The 15951-nt window shown below is 73.9% G+C and carries 14 protein-coding genes; 9 read left to right on the forward strand and 5 right to left on the reverse strand.

From position 1 onward, the window contains the following. Positions 1 to 219 precede the first annotated feature (219 nt). From H7H31_RS10005 to H7H31_RS10015, 3 genes are all read left to right on the forward strand, one after another. Positions 220 to 1206, forward strand: a complete 987-nt coding sequence (locus H7H31_RS10005) for a DUF4097 family beta strand repeat-containing protein (RefSeq protein ID WP_187059934.1) — start codon at positions 220 to 222, stop codon at positions 1204 to 1206. Beyond that, entirely contained in the window at positions 1206 to 2465 is a 1260-nt protein-coding gene (locus tag H7H31_RS10010; protein ID WP_187059935.1) for a PadR family transcriptional regulator, read from the forward strand. Before H7H31_RS10005 ends, H7H31_RS10010 begins: the two co-directional genes overlap by 1 nt. Positions 2466 to 2674: 209 nt before the next feature. Next, complete coding sequence (locus H7H31_RS10015; protein ID WP_187117884.1) at positions 2675 to 3391, forward strand: antibiotic biosynthesis monooxygenase; 717 nt, start codon at positions 2675 to 2677, stop codon at positions 3389 to 3391. A 42-nt stretch (positions 3392 to 3433) separates the two neighbouring features. Here H7H31_RS10015 and H7H31_RS10020 read toward each other — a convergent pair whose 3' ends face one another. Both H7H31_RS10020 and H7H31_RS10025 read right to left on the reverse strand, forming a co-directional pair. Next, on the reverse strand, positions 3434 to 3868 hold the full coding sequence (locus H7H31_RS10020; protein WP_187117885.1) for a hypothetical protein: 435 nt from the start codon (positions 3866 to 3868) through the stop codon (positions 3434 to 3436). A gap of 242 nt (positions 3869 to 4110) precedes the next feature. Beyond that, positions 4111 to 5508, reverse strand: a complete 1398-nt coding sequence (locus H7H31_RS10025) for an MFS transporter (protein ID WP_187060672.1) — start codon at positions 5506 to 5508, stop codon at positions 4111 to 4113. A 265-nt stretch (positions 5509 to 5773) separates the two neighbouring features. Here H7H31_RS10025 and H7H31_RS10030 point away from each other — a divergent pair, with 265 nt between their 5' ends. Next, complete coding sequence (locus tag H7H31_RS10030; protein WP_187060673.1) at positions 5774 to 6502, forward strand: CGNR zinc finger domain-containing protein; 729 nt, start codon at positions 5774 to 5776, stop codon at positions 6500 to 6502. A 517-nt stretch (positions 6503 to 7019) separates the two neighbouring features. Continuing rightward, on the forward strand, positions 7020 to 8153 hold the full coding sequence (locus H7H31_RS10035; protein ID WP_187060674.1) for a hypothetical protein: 1134 nt from the start codon (positions 7020 to 7022) through the stop codon (positions 8151 to 8153). Positions 8154 to 8371: 218 nt separating this feature from the next. On the opposite strand, the gene H7H31_RS10040 is transcribed toward H7H31_RS10035, so the two are convergent. Beyond that, positions 8372 to 9334 carry a zinc-binding dehydrogenase gene (locus tag H7H31_RS10040; protein WP_187060675.1) on the reverse strand — a complete coding sequence of 321 codons (963 nt, stop codon included), beginning with the start codon at positions 9332 to 9334 and terminating at the stop codon, positions 8372 to 8374. A 308-nt stretch (positions 9335 to 9642) separates the two neighbouring features. Next, entirely contained in the window at positions 9643 to 10851 is a 1209-nt protein-coding gene (locus tag H7H31_RS10045; RefSeq protein WP_187063603.1) for an NAD(P)-dependent malic enzyme, read from the reverse strand. Between the two features lie 527 nt (positions 10852 to 11378). Between H7H31_RS10045 and H7H31_RS10050 the strand changes: the two genes are divergently transcribed. The 3 genes from H7H31_RS10050 to H7H31_RS10060 are packed head-to-tail and all read left to right on the forward strand — an operon-like array spanning position 11379 to position 14081. Next, positions 11379 to 12335 (forward strand): ABC transporter substrate-binding protein, encoded by a 957-nt coding sequence (locus H7H31_RS10050; protein ID WP_187063604.1) that lies wholly within the window; start codon positions 11379 to 11381, stop codon positions 12333 to 12335. A gap of 40 nt (positions 12336 to 12375) precedes the next feature. After that, a complete protein-coding gene (locus tag H7H31_RS10055; RefSeq protein ID WP_187063605.1) occupies positions 12376 to 13323 on the forward strand; it encodes an amino acid ABC transporter permease in 948 nt (315 codons plus the stop codon). A 5-nt stretch (positions 13324 to 13328) separates the two neighbouring features. Continuing rightward, positions 13329 to 14081: an amino acid ABC transporter ATP-binding protein gene (locus H7H31_RS10060; RefSeq protein WP_176166401.1), complete on the forward strand. Its 753-nt coding sequence runs from the start codon at positions 13329 to 13331 to the stop codon at positions 14079 to 14081. A 273-nt stretch (positions 14082 to 14354) separates the two neighbouring features. On the opposite strand, the gene H7H31_RS10065 is transcribed toward H7H31_RS10060, so the two are convergent. Beyond that, positions 14355 to 15140, reverse strand: coding sequence for a class I SAM-dependent methyltransferase (locus H7H31_RS10065; RefSeq protein ID WP_187063606.1), 786 nt, complete (start codon positions 15138 to 15140; stop codon positions 14355 to 14357). Positions 15141 to 15238: 98 nt separating this feature from the next. Here H7H31_RS10065 and H7H31_RS10070 point away from each other — a divergent pair, with 98 nt between their 5' ends. Then, positions 15239 to 15913, forward strand: coding sequence for a CGNR zinc finger domain-containing protein (locus H7H31_RS10070; RefSeq protein ID WP_232109770.1), 675 nt, complete (start codon positions 15239 to 15241; stop codon positions 15911 to 15913). The last annotated feature ends 38 nt before the right edge of the window (positions 15914 to 15951 follow it).

Genomic DNA, 15951 nt, shown 5'->3' on the forward strand with positions numbered 1-15951 from the left:
CTCCCCGCGCTCACACCGCCCCCTCATCCCCCGCCGAGCGGGGCCCCACCTCGGGGCGAGCCGGCCCCCAGCCGCCGCGCAACGCGCCGTGCCGCGCATGCCGACGCCGTGCCGCGCCGTGCCGCGCGATGGTGGCGCTTGACTTCCCTTATCCGCGATATATCGTGTTAGCAGTAGACGCGATATGTTGCGTCCGTGCTCCAGCTGGGGAGGCCCCACATGTCAGACCGGTCCGAGTGGTCGCTCAGCGCGCCACGCAAGCTCACGTTCGACGCGCCGGTCACCGCGCTCCACGTGCGCGTCGTCGGCGGCACCGTCAACGTCGTCGGCACCGACACCGGCCCCGCCAGCCTGCACCTCTCCGAGATCGAGGGCCCACCGCTGGCGGTCAGCCTGCACAACGGCGTGCTGAGCATCGCGTACGAGGACCTGCCCTGGCAGGGCTTCCTCAAGCTGCTTGACCGCAAGGGCTGGCAGCGCACGGCGCACATCACCCTGACCGTGCCCACCGAGACCCGGGCCGAGGTGGGCACGGTGCACGCGGCGGCCGTCGTCTCCGGGCTCAGCGGGCGCACCGAGGTGCGGGGCATCTCGGGCGACAGCACCCTGGTCGGGCTCACCGGCGAGGTGCGGGCCGACACCGTGTCGGGCAGTGTGGAGGCCCAGTCCCTCGGCGGGCGGCTGCGCTTCAACTCCGTGTCGGGCGAACTCACCGTCATCGACGGCACCAGCCCGGCCGTCAAGGCCGACTCGATCAGCGGGAACATGGTGCTGGACATCGCCCCCACGGCCACCCCCGCCGACCTGCACCTGAACACCGTCTCCGGCGGGATCGCCATCCGCCTGCCGGACCCGGCGAACGTGGCCGTGGACGCCCAGACCACGAGCGGCCAGCTCTCCAACGCCTTCGACGACCTCACGGTGGACGGCAGCCCCTGGGGCGGGCCGTGGGGCGCGTGGGCCTGTCCCGGCGGGACCGGCGGGAAGATCACGGGGACGCTGGGCACGATGTGCGGGCGACTGAAGGCCACCAGCATCTCGGGCGCCATCGCCGTCCTGCGCCGCCCCTCGACGGAGGAGGGCGCGCCCCCCGGCGGGCCCACGGCGCCCACGGGCCCGGACGGGGCGCCGGAGCCGGCCGTGCCCCGACCACACGAACCCACCGACCCTCCCCAGGCTAGCCCGTCCGACAAGAAGGTCCTCTGATGCCCCCCGTCTTCGCCCACGGCCGCCTGCGCCTGTACCTGCTCAAGCTGTTGGACGAGGCGCCGCGCCATGGCTACGAGGTCATTCGGCTGCTCGAAGAGCGCTTCCACGGCCTGTACGCGCCGTCCGCCGGCACCGTCTACCCGCGCCTGGCCAAGCTGGAGGCCGAGGGCCTGGTCACGCACGCCACCGAGGGCGGGCGCAAGGTCTACTCGCTCACCGACGCCGGTCGCGCCGAACTCTCCGACCGTGGCGGCGAACTGGCCGACCTGGAGCTGGAGATCCGCGAGTCGGTGGCGGAGTTGGCCGCCGAGATCCGCGAGGACGTACGGGGCTCCGCCAGCGACCTGCGCCGTCAGATGCGCGAGGCCGCCAGCCAGGCCCGGGCGACGGGCGGAGCGCCCTCCGGGGCCGACGGCGGGCCGGGACACCGCGACGACCAGCGAACCGGGCGGGAGGCCCCGCACGGTCCGGGGGGCCGGGCCCGCCCGGCGGGCGCGGCCGGCGAGGCGGGGCGCGCGGCGGGCGGCGGCAAGGGCGGCGGGGCCCCGTGGGAGAGCGGCCCGTGGGGCGACCCGGAGGCGTGGCGGCAGGCGAGGGAGGAGTTGCGGCGGGCCAAGGAGGAGTGGAAGGAGCAGGCGCGCCGGGCAAAGGAGGAGAGCCGCCGGGCCAAGCAGGATGCCCAGCGCGCCCGCAGGGAGGCCAAGGACGCCCGGGACTTCGCGCGCGAGGAGGTCGAGCGGATCGCCCACCGGGTGCAGGAGCAGACCCAGGCGCACCTGCGGGCCGGGGACTGGCAGGGCGCGCTGCGCGAGGGCCTGTCCGAGGTCACCCGGGCCATGACCCGCATGGGCCAGACCGCCCCTGGGCCGACCGCCCCGGGCCCGTTCCAGCAGACCGCCGACAAGGCCCGCGCCGACGCCGACCCCACGACCGAGCGCGCGCCCGACCCGTACGGGGCGGCCGGCAAGGCCACGGACGCGACGGCCGGTGCCGGGGCGACCGGTACCGGGGCCGGCGACGCCGGGGCGGCCGGCGCCGCGGTGGGGCCGCTGCCCGACTGGGCCGTGGCCGACGACGCCGACTCCACCGACCCGGCCCGGGACCTGGAGCGGCTGCTCGACCGGTTCCGCGACGGCGTCCGCGACGCCGCCCGCGACCACGGCGTCACGGCCGACCAACTCGCCGCTGTACGCGCCCAGTTGGCGCACGCGGCGGCCCGCGTGGACGGCGTACTGCGCACCCGCCCCACGCGGTGAGGGCGGCCGGGCCCGCGACCGAGCGCCGGGGAGCGTTCGGTCGCGGGCCCGGCGGTAACGCGGCAGCGGGGGGCCGCGTGACGGGACGGGGAGGCGGCCGGGCGGCGGGGCCTCGGGGCGGCGTTGACTTCAACCAAGGTTGACGTACCAGAGTCGGGGACGCGGGCGATCGACGGGCCCGCGCCGTACGACTCACCAAGGAGCACGCCATGGTCTCCCCGTCCCACCCCGTCACCCTCCCCGACGTCACCCGCCCCGACGCGGGCACCATCCTGGCCAGCCGCTGGGTCGTCAGCGACCCCGCGCACCAGCGCCCCGCCGCCGACTCCGTGGTGGACTCCTGGGAGCGACTGGACCGCCCCGACGCCATGCTGACCCTGACGACGTTCCTCAGCACCGACGGCGGACACGTCCTCAACTACGCGCAGTGGACCAACGACGAGGACCACCACACCTTCGTCCGCACCCAACGCCCGGCCCTGGTCCGCGCCATCGACGAGGAGTTGCCCGGCATCGAACGCCCCGGCCTGACCCGGTACCGACTCCACGACAGCTACCGCGCCCCGACCACGGATGGCGCCACCGGCCAGGACGCCGGACCCGCCAAGCAGGTCGGCGCCGTCGTCACCGGGGAGTTCGAGACCGACGGGGCCGATACCCAGCGCCGCTTGGCTGACGAGGTGATCGCCGGCCTGCGCGAGCACCCGGTGCCCGGCCTCGTCGCCGCTCACTTCCACCTCAGCGCGGACGGCGCCGGAGTGCTGAACTACGCGGAGTGGACAACGCTGGACGCCTGGCACGCCTTCACCCAGGGCAGCACGCTGCGGGGGCTGGCCGAGATCGTCGAGTCGCTTCCCGGCGTCCGCCCGCTCGGCTCCACGACCTACCTCCCGTACCGGGGCGTGGTGAACGTACCGGCGCCGTGAGGCACCGCGTGCCGCGCGCTGGTGTCGGCGCGGAGCGGGCCGTCAGGAGCGGGCCATGCCTTCGGGCACCGGGGCCGGCTTCATGAGGACGGCGGCCCGCTGGTCGCGCCGGTACACGACCCAGAAGGCCCCGGCCACGCCGACGCACGCCGTGCACAGCCCCACCGGGATCCACACCTGGAGGCTCAGCCGGGTCCGCGAGGCGTACGCCCAGCCCCGGCCGGCGAACACCGTGTCACCCTTGGCCACCTCCGGGCCCTGGATGTCGCCCATGCTGGTGCGCCCGTCGGCGAACTGCCACTCCCCCTCGCAGTGCGCGGGCTCCGTGCCGGGGCCACCGCCCTCCGCGCAGCGCGCGACCGCCCGCACGGTGGCTTCCTCGCCGGTGGCCAGTTGCTGGGCCTGCCGCCCGACGAAGAGGCCGACGACGCAGACGACGGCGAGCAGCAGCCCGATCGCGGACAGCAGCCCCCGCACGCCGCCACGCTCCGCCGGCCTGGCGCGAGTTGACCGCTCCGCGCCCGGCGACGTACGCCTCACCCATCTCCGTGACTCGCTCAACACCGCGCACCCCCCTCCGTACCGTACCCGCGGCCCCCATGCCCGGCGAGAGTCGGCGAACACGCCGGCGGCGCCGGGCGGCGGTGCCGCCGGGCCGGTGGCCGGTCACCCGAGCGCGCGCCCCGGCGCGCGGCGGGCGGCGAACCGGCCCGGGCCGCTCACTCCGCCGCGCGCAGCGCGTCCGAGGTGATCACGCGCAGGAACACCGGGACGGTGGCCGCCACGGTCGCGGCGAAGACGAGGAACGCCCACCGCACGCCGCACCACTCGGCGAGCACGCCCATCAACCCGGCCCCCACCGGTAGCGCGCCCCAGCTCAGCAGCCTGGCCACGCCGCTGTAGCGGCCCATCATCGCCTCGGGCACCAGGTTCTGCGCGATGAGACGGGCGTTGACGGTCCACAGCGTGCCCCCCATCCCGCCGACGAACGCGGAGAGGGCGACGGCCCACAACCGCGTGGTGAGCGCGGGTACGGCCATCATCGCGAGGGTGCCGAGCAGGTCGGCGAACATCGCCCAGCGGCGGCCGAGCAGCCGGTTCACCCAGGTCGCGGCCACCGCCCCGGTGAGCCCGCCCACGCCGAGCGCGCTCAGCACGATGCCGTACTCGTCGGCCGACAGGCCCATGGTGCGCGTCGCGACCAGCGGCATCAGCGCCAGCCAGGCGCCCCAACTCGCGCACAGCACGGTGAGGATCAGCGCCATGGTGCGCAACAGGCGCTGGCCCCACAGGTGCCGCAGCCCCTCGGCGATCTGCGCGTGCACGGCGGCGGCCGGCGCCTCGGGCCGGGCGTCGCCGTCCAGCGGCCCGGCCGTCGGGGCGGTGGCGCTGGAGGCGCCGGGAGTGGGCGCGCCGGCGTGCGCGGCGGCCCCGGACGCGTCCCGCGCGGCCCGGAAACGGCCGGTGAGCAGCAGCAGGACCAGGCTGGCCGCGAGGTAGGTGACCCAGGTAGCGCCGAGCGCCACGCCGGTGCCCGCGGCGACGAGCAAGCCGCCCACGAAGGGGCCGCAGAACTCGTTGGCGACCGTCTCCGTGCCGGTGATCAGCGCGTTGGCGCGCTCGCGCGCCGGGCGCGGCACCACGGCCGGTATCAGGGCCGCCGCCGAGGTCAGCGCGATCACCTCGGCGACCCCGAGCACCAGACCGGCCAGCGCGAGCCCCCACAGCGTGATGCCGCCCGCCGCGAGCGCCAGCAGCAGCCCACCGACGGCCAGCATCCGCATGCCGTCCGCCAGCCACAGCAACCGGCGGCGGTCGGCCCGGTCGACCAGCACCCCGACGTGCAGCGCCACCAGCAGCCACGGCGCCGTCAGGGTGAGCGAGACGAGCGAGATCCGCGCCGGTGACGTGGTGAGGTGGGCCGCCATCAGCGGCAGCGCGATCTTCGTGACCCCGTCCGCCAGGTTGGTGATCGCGGTGAAGACCAGCAGCACCGCGGTGTTCCGCGAACGAGGCCGCGCGGCCCGGGCCGCCCCGGTCGCCCCCGGCCCAGCGGCAGTCGCGGTCGCGGACGCCGTCGCGGCGTCCCCGCTCACGGTCGCGGCGTCAGCACTCATCGAACCGTCCCCCTCCATCACGTTTCCCTCGCCGGCGGCGGGCCGGAGGCCCGGCGGGCCGCCGGGGACATGCCGGGGCCCACCAGCCTCCGCGTAACCGTCTATCGCCCTTGACTGGTTAATGAAGGGGAGCCTGGCATGCCCCGTGAGCGCCGTCAACCGGTCAAGCGCTTGACCGGTTAGCCTTGGCGGGCGAGGCTGGGCGAGACAGGCAACGGGGCGCGACGGGTGGCGGCGCGCGGGTGGCGCACGAGGGAGGTGGCACGTGTACGAGGAACCGGCGACGGCCCGGCTCGTCGAGGCGTTCGCGAACACGGTCGACGTGGAGCTAGGCACCGACGACCTGAGCACCCCGGAGCAGCTCACCAACTGGCTGGTCGGGCAGCACCTACTGGCGCGCCCGCACCGGGCCGACGCCGACGACCTCGCGCTCGCCCTGCGGCTGCGCGGCGGGCTGCGCGAACGGCTCGGCGTCCCGGTGGGCGACCAGCCCGCCGCCGCGCTGCTCGCCGACGCGGACTCGGCCCTGCGCGAGCTGCCCCTGCTCGCCACCGTGGGCGGGGCGCCCCCGGCCGACCAGCCGGCCAACCAGCCCGCCGCGCCCTCCGACGCCGGGCCGACGGAGAGCGTCGAGCCCGCGCGGGGCACCGACCCCGACGCCACGGACGGCGCGTGCGCCGAGCACGCCGCACCGGAGGCGGCGCCGGTCGGCGGCGCGGGCGCGGGCCTGGTGCTGGTTCCCGCTCCCGGGCTGCCGCCGATCCGGCGGGGGTTGGCCGGCGTGGCCGTCGCCTGGAGCGAGTTGGTGCTCGCCGGCGACGCCGCGCGCCTCAAGCGCTGCGCGGAGCACGAGTGCGCGTGGGTGTTCTGGGACGTGTCGAAGAACCGCAGCCGACGCTGGTGCTCCATGCGCGTCTGCGGCAACCGCAACAAGGCCCGCCGCTTCGCCGCCAAGCGCGCCGTCGCCCCCTCGCCCACGACACGCCCGAACTGACCGCGACTCAGCCGAAACTGACGGCCACTCACCTCACTGCTCCGGCCCGCGCCGTACTCCCCGCGGAGTAGGTACATGACGTGACCGGCCGCGCCCCTTTCGCAACCTCCTTCGCCTAACCGGCCGCGCCCCGCCCCACCACCACCGCGGGCCAGCCCCACGACCGACGACGACCCCGGCCGTGACCCCGCGCCCGGCGGCTGACCTGCGGTGACGGCCGGCCGAGCGACGCGGCCGGGCCCCGGCCGGCCGGCGCCGGCCCGGGCCCGGCACCCCGTGGAGGGACGGCGTCCGGCGGGCCCGGCCGGGCCGGCACGCGCGTACCCCGGGCGGCCGGTTCGCCGTCCGCCCGCCGTGGGACCCGTCGTGCGCTCCGCAGGGCTGACTACGCCCGCCTTACGGAGGAGGCGTATCTCCGCCCTGGGCGGGTCGTTTACGCGTCGCCCGTGAGATGTACTGGGAGGTCTACTGGCCGTGCCGCATCGTGCGGCGCGCACGACGCGGAAGAGGGAACCGTATGTCCTTGCCCGCCGCCATCACGGTGGAATTCGACTCCGCCGCCGGCGCCGACGAGTTGCTCGCGCAGGAGCTGGCCGACCTCGTGGACCCGCACCGCGGCGAGGAGTGGCCACCGGCCTCCAGTACGGCGCGACGACCGGCCGAGGCGGAGTCCCCACCGGCGATCGCGCGGGCGGACTCGGCCCGGGCCGACACGTTCGCCTGCCGAGGCGTCGTGATCGTCCGAAGCGGACGCGAACTCCTGGGCTGGGGACGGCTGTTGCAGCCACCGGGCGAGTCGGCGGCGGTCGTCTTCGACCACACCCTGGCCACCGCAGCGCGCAGACGGCCGCCCACCGGGCGCCACGGTGCGCGCGAGGACACCCCGGAACCACCCTGTGCGGTCGAGCTGTTGACGCTGCTGTTACGGCACGCAGCGGCCCATGCCAAGGAGTTGGGCTTCGCCACCATCAACTGGAGCGGCCCCGACACCAGCCCCGTCGGGCGCGCCGCCGACGCGCTGGGGGCCCGCGTCGACGGAGAGCTGGGCCGGCACTGGACGGTGCCCGACCTCAAGGCGTGGACCCCGCCGCCCGGCCTCCCGCCGGCGCTCCTGCGCGAGACACCGCGCCCCTTTCCGCCGGGCCCGCACCCGGCCGTCGAGGCATACGTCCGCCTGTACAACACCGTGCACGCCCAGCACGACCGCCGGGCCGGCGGGGTCCCCCGCGACCTCGTCGACGCCCTCCCGGAGTGCGACGAGGCCGGCACGGCGGCGGCGCGGTCCTGTGCCGGCGATCACGCGGTGCCCGAGCCACCCTGGGACGCCGCCAGCGTCGACGCGTACCTGGCGCACCGCGCGCCGCAGGGCCACGTGCTCGACCTGCTCGGCGCCGACGGCTCGCTCACCGCCCAACTCGCCGCCGACCTCATCGACGGCCGGGCCCTGTTGGAGGTCGCCGCGCCGCTCGACGCGCCGCCGACCGAACTCGCCGCCGGCATCGCCGGGCTGATAGCCCACCTGCGCACCGTCAGCGCGGACACGGCCGACCTCGACATCCGGGAGATAGCCGACCCGCCACTGCGCCGCGCCGCGGAACTGCTCGGGGCGCGCATCACCAGCCGCTGGCAGGCGTACGCGTTGACGCTCTGAGAAACGGGACACGGGTGGCCCCGGGGCCGCGCACCACTCGGGCGGCCCCCCACTCCCCCGCCCCGGCCGGCCCGTACGGGCGCGCCGGGGGAGGCCGCACCAGGCTCCGCACGCTGGCGCGCGCGGCAGCGGGCAGGGGCCCCAGACCGTCAGGTCACGTCACGCCGACACGACCACGACGCGACACCCCGGCACCCAACACGCCACGTCGCGTCACGTCACACCGTCAGGACGACCTTGCCGAACAGATCGCCCTCCGCCATCTTCGCGAAGCCCTCGCGGGCCCGGTCCAGCGGGAGCACCGTGTCGATCACCGGGCGCACGCCGGTGGCCGCGCAGAAGTTCAGCAACCCTTCCAGCTCGTCCTTGGTGCCCATGGTCGAGCCGACCACCTTCAGCTCCAGGAAGAAGATGCGGTTCAGCTCCGCGGCCTTCGGGCTCGGGCCCGAGGTGGCGCCGGAGATGACCAGGGTGCCGCCCGGCCGGAGGGACTTGACCGAGTGCGACCAGGTCGCCGCGCCCACCGTCTCGATCACCGCGTCCACCCGCTGCGGCAGCCGGGCGCCCGGCTCGACGGCCGCCACCGCCCCCAGCTCCATCGCCCGCGCGCGCTTGGCCTCGTCCCGGCTCGTCGCGTACACCCGCAGCCCGGCGGCCTTCGCCAGCACGATCGCCGCGGTCGCCACGCCCCCGCCTGCGCCCTGCACCAACACGGAGTCGCCGGGGCGCACGCCGGCGTTGGTGAACAGCATGCGGTACGCGGTGAGCCATGCCGTCGGCAGGCAGGCGGCCTCCTCGAAGGAGAGTTCCTTCGGCTTGCGCAGCACGTTCCACTCTGGCACGGCGACGCGCTCAGCGAAGGTGCCCTGGTAGCGCTCGGTGAGGATGGAGCGGGGCTCGTCCGCGCCGACGCCGTGTCCGCTCTGGCCGATGACCGAGTGCAGCACGACCTCGTTGCCCTCGGCGTCGACGCCGGCCGCGTCGCAACCGAGGATCATCGGCAGGCTCTCCTCGCCGAGCCCCACGCCGCGCAGCGACCACAGGTCGTGGTGGTTCAGCGACGCGGCTTTGACGCTGACGGTGGTCCAGCCGGCCCGGTCGGCGGGCTCGGGGCGGTCCCCCAACTCCAGTCCGGACAGCGGCTGGTCAGGGTCGATGCGAGCGGCGTAGGCAGCGAACATGCCCCGACCCTAGGCGCGTGCCGGGCCCGAACGGAACCGGGCGACGGTGTGACGCTGCCCCCACCCCTCGCCCGGCCCACACCCGCCCCCGCGGGTTGGCCTGGACCAACGCCGCGCCGGCCCGCCTCCCCCGGCCACGCGGGGCCGCGCCGCCCGCGCCCCGCGACCGCCCGGCGCGCCGCGGCGTCGGCCCCCGCGCCCCGGCAGCCGCGCGCCCCGGCGCACGCGCTCTCATACGAGGGCGGGCCCACCCCCGGCCAGGGAGTGGGCCCGCCCCGCGGTCCGCGTACGGCTCGCGCGCGCCGCGCCTAGCGGCGGGCGACGCCCTCCGCCCGCGCGGCGGCGGCCACGGCCGCGGTGACGGCGGGGGCCACCCGCTCGTCGAAGGGCGAGGGGATCACGCGGTCGGCGCTCAACTCGTCGGCGACCACGGCGGCCAGTGCCTCGGCCGCCGCCAGCTTCATGCCCTCGGTGATCCGGGAGGCCCGGACCTGGAGGGCGCCGGCGAAGATGCCGGGGAAGGCCAGGACGTTGTTGATCTGGTTCGGGAAGTCGCTGCGGCCCGTGGCCACGACCGCGGCGTACTTGTGCGCCACGTCGGGGTGGATCTCCGGGTTCGGGTTGGCCATCGCGAAGATCATCGCGTTCTTGGCCATCGTCGCCACCGCGGACTCGGAAACCGTGCCGCCCGAGACGCCGATGAAGACGTCCGCGCCATCCAGCGCCTGCTCAAGAGAGCCGGTCAGGCCCGCCTTGTTGGTGAAGCCGGCCAGGTCGCGCTTGACGTCGGTGAGGTCGGTGCGCTCGGCCGAGACGATGCCCTTGCGGTCGCAGACGGCGACGTCGCCGATGCCGGCCTCGACGAGGATCTTGGCGATGGCGACGCCGGCGGCGCCCGCGCCCGAGATGACGGCCCGCAGCCCGCCGATCGGCCGGCCGGTGAGCTGCGCGGCGTTGCGCAGCGCGGCCAGCGTGACGACGGCGGTGCCGTGCTGGTCGTCGTGGAAGATGGGGATGTCGACGCGCTCCTGCAGCCGGCGCTCGATCTCGAAGCACCGCGGCGCGGAGATGTCCTCCAGGTTGATGCCGCCGAAGGAGGGCGCGAGCCGGGCGACGGTGTCGACGATCTCGTCGACGTCCCGGCAGTCGAGCGCGATCGGCACCGCGTCGACGCCGCCGAACTGCTTGAAGAGGATGGCCTTGCCCTCCATGACCGGGAGGGACGCCTCCGGGCCGATGTCGCCAAGCCCGAGCACCGCGCTGCCGTCCGTCACCACGGCCACCACCTGGGACTTCCAGGTGTAGTCGTGGACGAGCTCGGGCTGTTCGGCGATCGCGCTGCACACCTTGGCGACACCGGGCGTGTACGCGAGGGACAGGTCGTCCCGGTCGCGCATCGGCACGGTCGCCTGGACGGCCATCTTGCCGCCCCGGTGCAACGCGAAGGCCGGGTCGAAGAGTTCTTCGTCCGTCGTACCGTCGCTGTCGCTGCGAGGATTCACGATCTCCGCTGCCACTTTCTTGACCCCTTTGTCGTATATCTGGTGAGGGTAGCCGCCCCCTGTGTTGCGGAGCGGGCGGGCACCGCGTCCGCCTTCCGCCCCGCGGATAACCGCGGCGGAGGTGGGCGAACGCCGGGCACGCCGCACACGTGCCCTGAGCCCCGGGTGAGGGGTGTAACCGTCTTTTCTACCGGAGAAGCGCACTCCCGAACGAGTGAGTTCCGTCGCGGTGCAGCGCGGCAACCCCGCGTTAACACCGAAAGCAGGTCAATCGCTACCGAATATCCATGTACCGCGACACCGCGGCCACGCGTCGGTAGCCATTCCGTCACCCGGGCGTTTCCCGGTGCGCCGCCGAGACGTCATGTCCGACGTCGTTCGGGCACCGCACCGCGTGAGCTGCCCGTTATCCGATTTTGACCTCGCCGGCCCCCCATATGCGCTGGCCCGGATGGCAAGATGCCCCAATCACACACGGCCGCGACACCCGAAGGTGTGTGCCGGCCCCGTCGGTGCTTCCCTCATCCGCAGGAGGAACCAGTATGACCGCCAGCCGCTCTCGTCGGCCGGGCATGGCCACCCCTCGGACACCCAGGTGGGTCGCCGTCGCCGCCTTCGCGGTCACCGGCGCCCTTCTGCTGTCCGGCTGCGGCGATCAGCGGGACAAGGTGGACGGCTCCGCTTCCGGAAAGGGCCTCTTCAACAAGCTGCCAAAAAGTGTCCAGAGTGCGGGCAAGATCAAGGTCGGGTCCGATATCGCCTTCCCGCCGGTGGAATTCAAGAAGAGCGGACGGACCGTCGGCATCGACCCCGACCTCGCCGACGCGCTCAGCAAGGAGTTGGGCGTCCGCTTCGTGTTCGCCAACGGCACCTTCGACACCCTCCTCACCGGGCTGCGCTCCAAGCGGTACGACATCGCCATGTCGGCCATGACCGACACCAAGGAGCGCCAGGAGGGCATCGACCCCGAAAAGGGCAAGAAGGTCAGCGAGGGCGTCGACTTCGTCGACTACTTCCAGGCCGGCGTCTCGATCTACACGCGTAAGGGCAAGACCCAGTCCATCGAGACCTGGGACGACCTGTGCGGCAAGAAGATCGTCGTGCAGCGCGGCACCGTCTCCCACGACCTGGCCAAGGACCAGGTCAAGGCGTGCGAGGACAAGGGCAGGGGGACGATCGCCATCGAGGCGTTCGACAACGACGTGCAGGCCCAGACCCGCCTGCGGGCCGGCGGCGCCGACGCCGCCGCGAGCGACTTCCCGGTCGCCGCGTACGCCGTGCAGACCTCGGGCGGCGGCGACGACTTCGAGATCGTCGGCGAGCAGGTCGAGGCCGCCCCGTACGGCGTGGCGATCAGCAAGGACAACACCCAGCTCCGGGACGCCCTCAAGGCCGCCTTCGACGAGATCATCAAGAACGGCGCGTACGAGAAGGTCCTCAAGAAGTGGGGCGTCGAGGCCGGCGCCGTCACCGAGGCGAAGATCAACGGCGGCTCCTGACCGCCCCGTTCGTGACGGTTCATGCTGAAAGGCAGCACCTGTGACTGTTGACATCGACAAGGTGACGGGGCCCTCGGGCACCCCGGCTCCTGCCCCCGAGGCGATCAAGGCCATCCCGGTCCGGCACTACGGCCGCTGGATCTCGGCGGTGATCGCGCTCGGCCTGCTCGGCCTGCTCGTCAACGCCTTCGCGCAAGGCAAGGTGAACTGGGGCGCCGTCCCCGACTACTTCTTCGACAAGGACATCCTCAAGGGCGTCCGCAACACGATCTGGCTCACGATCGTCGCGATGGCGCTCGGTGTGGCCCTCGGCGTCGTGCTCGCCGTGATGCGGCTGTCGAAGAACCCGGTCACCGCGTCCATCGCGTGGGCCTACATCTGGTTCTTCCGCGGCACCCCGGTCTACGTCCAGCTCCTCCTGTGGTTCAACCTCGGCCTGGTCTTCGAGTACATCAACCTCGGCCCCATCTACCAGGACGAGTGGGCGGACTTCATGACGCCGTTCCTGGCGGCGCTGCTCGGCCTCGGTCTCAACGAGGCCGCGTACATGGCGGAGATCTGCCGGGCCGGCATCCAGTCGGTGGACGAGGGGCAGACCGAGGCGTCGCACGCGCTGGGCATGAGCCAGGCCAAGACGCTGCGCCGGGTGGTGCTGCCGCAGGCGATGCGGGTGATCGTGCCGCCGACCGGCAACGAGTTCATCAACCTGCTCAAGACCACCTCGCTGGTGATCGCGGTGCAGTACTACGACCTGCTCCAGGCGGCCACCAACGTCGGCCAGACCTCGGGCGGCACGGTCGAGATGCTCTTCCTGGCGGCGATCTGGTACCTGGTGGTCACCAGCGTGCTGAGCGTCGGCCAGTTCTACCTGGAGCGGCGGTTCGCCCGCGGCTCGCTGCGTCAACTGCCGCCCACGCCGTGGCAGAAGGTCAAGGCCAACGTGGGCTCGCTGAGCACCCGCGGTACGAAGGGGGGTGGCGGCGCGTGACCGCCATGGTCAAGGCCGAGGGCGTGCACAAGTCCTTCGGACCCGTCGAGGTACTCAAGGGCATCGACCTGGAGGTCGCCCCGCGCGAGGTGTTCTGCCTCATCGGCCCCTCGGGTTCCGGCAAGTCCACGTTCCTGCGCTGCATCAACCACCTGGAGAAGATCAACGCCGGGCGGCTGTACGTCGACGGCGACCTGGTCGGCTACCGGCAGCAGGGCAACAAGCTCTACGAGCTGCGCGACCGCGAGGTCGCCGCGCAGCGCCGCGACATCGGCATGGTCTTCCAGCGCTTCAACCTCTTCCCGCACATGACCGCGGTGGAGAACGTGATGGAGGCGCCGGTCCAGGTCAAGCGGGAGTCCAAGGCCGTGGCGCGGGAGCGCGCGCTGAGGCTGCTCGACCGGGTGGGCCTGGCCGACAAGGCGGGCAACTACCCGGCCCAGCTCTCCGGCGGGCAGCAGCAGCGGGTGGCCATCGCGCGGGCGCTGGCCATGGAGCCCAAGCTGATGCTCTTCGACGAGCCGACCTCCGCGCTCGACCCGGAGCTGGTGGGCGACGTGCTCGACGTGATGCGCGACCTCGCCGAGTCCGGCATGACGATGATCGTCGTGACCCACGAGATGGGCTTCGCCCGCGAGGTCGGCGACGCGCTGGTCTTCATGGACGACGGCGCGGTGGTCGAGACGGGCCACCCGCGCGAGGTGCTGACCAACCCGCAGCACGAGCGCACGAAGTCGTTCCTGTCCAAGGTGCTGTGAGCCGCCGGCGCCCGACCCGGTTACCGGCCTCCCGGAGTCCGGAGTCCGGCGCCCGGGGCGGGCCGGGGCGGGGCGGCGCCTCGTGCGGACGAGGAGACGGACGAGACGGCGGCACGGGCCCACGCGGCCCGTGCCGCTCCCACACGCCCACTTGTCGCACGCCCACCCGCCGCGCGGCGTCCCCGGCTCCGGGGCGGCCGGCCACCCGTCGCGCCGCCGGCCCGGCGGGCGCCGAAATCACCGGAGTCTTCGGAGTCGCCGGAGCCTCCGGGCCTACTTGAGGCCGAGCACCAGGGCGTCGGTGGCCGAGCACCACACCGGGCGTGCCTCGTCGAACCCGGCCGCGCGCAGCGCCGCCACGTGCCAGTCCACCGACTCGTCGTTGCCGTCGTGGTCGTTGCTGACCTCGGTGGGATTGTTGAAGATCTTGAACCGCTCGGCCGCAGGCCCGCCCAGCACCTCGTCGGCGGCGACCGCCCGCCACCAGTCGGCCCAGTCCTGCACGCCCTCGGCCCGCTCGCGCTCCTGCCGCGCCTTGCGGAACCGGCGCTCGGCGGCATTGATCCGGGGCGTGGACGGGACGGGCATATGGTCGGCGTTCATGAACACCCCGCCCTCCCGTACCAGCTCCGCGACCTGCCCGTACAGCGTGCTCAGCGCGTCGCTGTTCAGCCAGTGCAGCGCGGTCGCGGTGAGCACCGCGTCGTACGAGGCGTGCGGCAGCTTGCTCCGCCACTCGGGGTCCCGCAGGTCGGCGGTGACGAACTCGACGCGGCGCTCGTCCGCGAAGTACCCGCGCGCGATGGTCAGCAGCGCCGGGTCGAGGTCGACGCCGGTGCTGGTGGCCTCGGGGAAGCGGGCCAGCACGCGGTCGCTGATGCTGCCGGTGCCGCAGGCCAGGTCGAGCACGCGCGGCGCCGGGCCGACCGTCGCCTCGACCATGTCGAGCATGGCCCGGAACCGCTCCTCGCGGTCCGGCATGTACCACTCCTGCTGCCGGTCCCAACTGGCCTGCCAGGCTCGCCAGTCAGCGCCCGCAGCCGTGATCGTCTCCGTCATCGCGACCCTCCCATGACCTCTACGTAATACCCTGATAGCCACAGCAGTCATTACCCCACTGCACCGACGACCATAGACCGCCTCCGTAAGGACTACAAGTGGAACTGGCCTATTACTCGGATCTCGCCGTCCAGCTCGTCAACAGCGAGGAGCCCGAGCGCGGCACCGACGGGCTCACCTCGGTCGAGGCCGTACGGGACCTGTTCGGCCCGAGCCAGCAGGTCGCGCGGCGGGCCACCGAGGCCGACGTGACCCGGCTGCGCGGGGTGCGGGGGCGGCTGCGCGCCGTCTTCGAGGCGGCCGACCGAGGCGACGAGGTGCTGGCCGTCGACCTGCTCAACGCGCTGCTCCTTGAGTTCCCGGTGAGCCCGCAGATCTCGGGGCACGAGGTACGGGACGAGGACGGCCGGCCCAAGTGGCACATGCACATCGCGGACTACGCCGCCAACGCTGGCGCCAGCTACGCGGCCACCGCCTCCATGGGGCTCGCGTTCCACCTCACCGAGCTGGGCGCCGACCGGCTCGGCATCTGCGAGGCGTCGCCGTGCCGCAACGCCTACCTCGACACGTCGACGAACCGTTCCCGACGCTACTGCTCCGACCGCTGCGCCACGCGCGCGAACGTCGCCGCCTACCGGGCCCGCAAGCGCCTGGAGAGCGAGCGCTCCGGACGCCCGGAGCGGCCGGCCAGCCGGCCGAGCGGCCCCCGCCCCGAGCCCACCGGCCGTACCGCCGAGGCCGCCCACGACAGCAGCCCCGCCACCGAGCGCTGACCGGCCCCCGGCGGCGGACGCAGCCGGGCCAGCGCCCG

The sequence above is a fragment of the Streptomyces buecherae genome (assembly GCF_014295035.1).
GTDB classification, from domain to species: domain Bacteria; phylum Actinomycetota; class Actinomycetes; order Streptomycetales; family Streptomycetaceae; genus Streptomyces; species Streptomyces youssoufiensis.

Coding starts and splice junctions, on each gene's coding strand:
- H7H31_RS10010 (WP_187059935.1), top strand. CDS start 1,206: ATGCCCCCCGTCTTCGCCCACGGCCGCCTGCGCCTGTACCTGCTCAAG.
- H7H31_RS10060 (WP_176166401.1), top strand. CDS start 13,329: ATGGTCAAGGCCGAGGGCGTGCACAAGTCCTTCGGACCCGTCGAGGTA.
- H7H31_RS10035 (WP_187060674.1), top strand. CDS start 7,020: ATGTCCTTGCCCGCCGCCATCACGGTGGAATTCGACTCCGCCGCCGGC.
- H7H31_RS10065 (WP_187063606.1), bottom strand. CDS start 15,140: ATGACGGAGACGATCACGGCTGCGGGCGCTGACTGGCGAGCCTGGCAG.
- H7H31_RS10040 (WP_187060675.1), bottom strand. CDS start 9,334: ATGTTCGCTGCCTACGCCGCTCGCATCGACCCTGACCAGCCGCTGTCC.
- H7H31_RS10015 (WP_187117884.1), top strand. CDS start 2,675: ATGGTCTCCCCGTCCCACCCCGTCACCCTCCCCGACGTCACCCGCCCC.
- H7H31_RS10005 (WP_187059934.1), top strand. CDS start 220: ATGTCAGACCGGTCCGAGTGGTCGCTCAGCGCGCCACGCAAGCTCACG.
- H7H31_RS10050 (WP_187063604.1), top strand. CDS start 11,379: ATGACCGCCAGCCGCTCTCGTCGGCCGGGCATGGCCACCCCTCGGACA.
- H7H31_RS10025 (WP_187060672.1), bottom strand. CDS start 5,508: ATGAGTGCTGACGCCGCGACCGTGAGCGGGGACGCCGCGACGGCGTCC.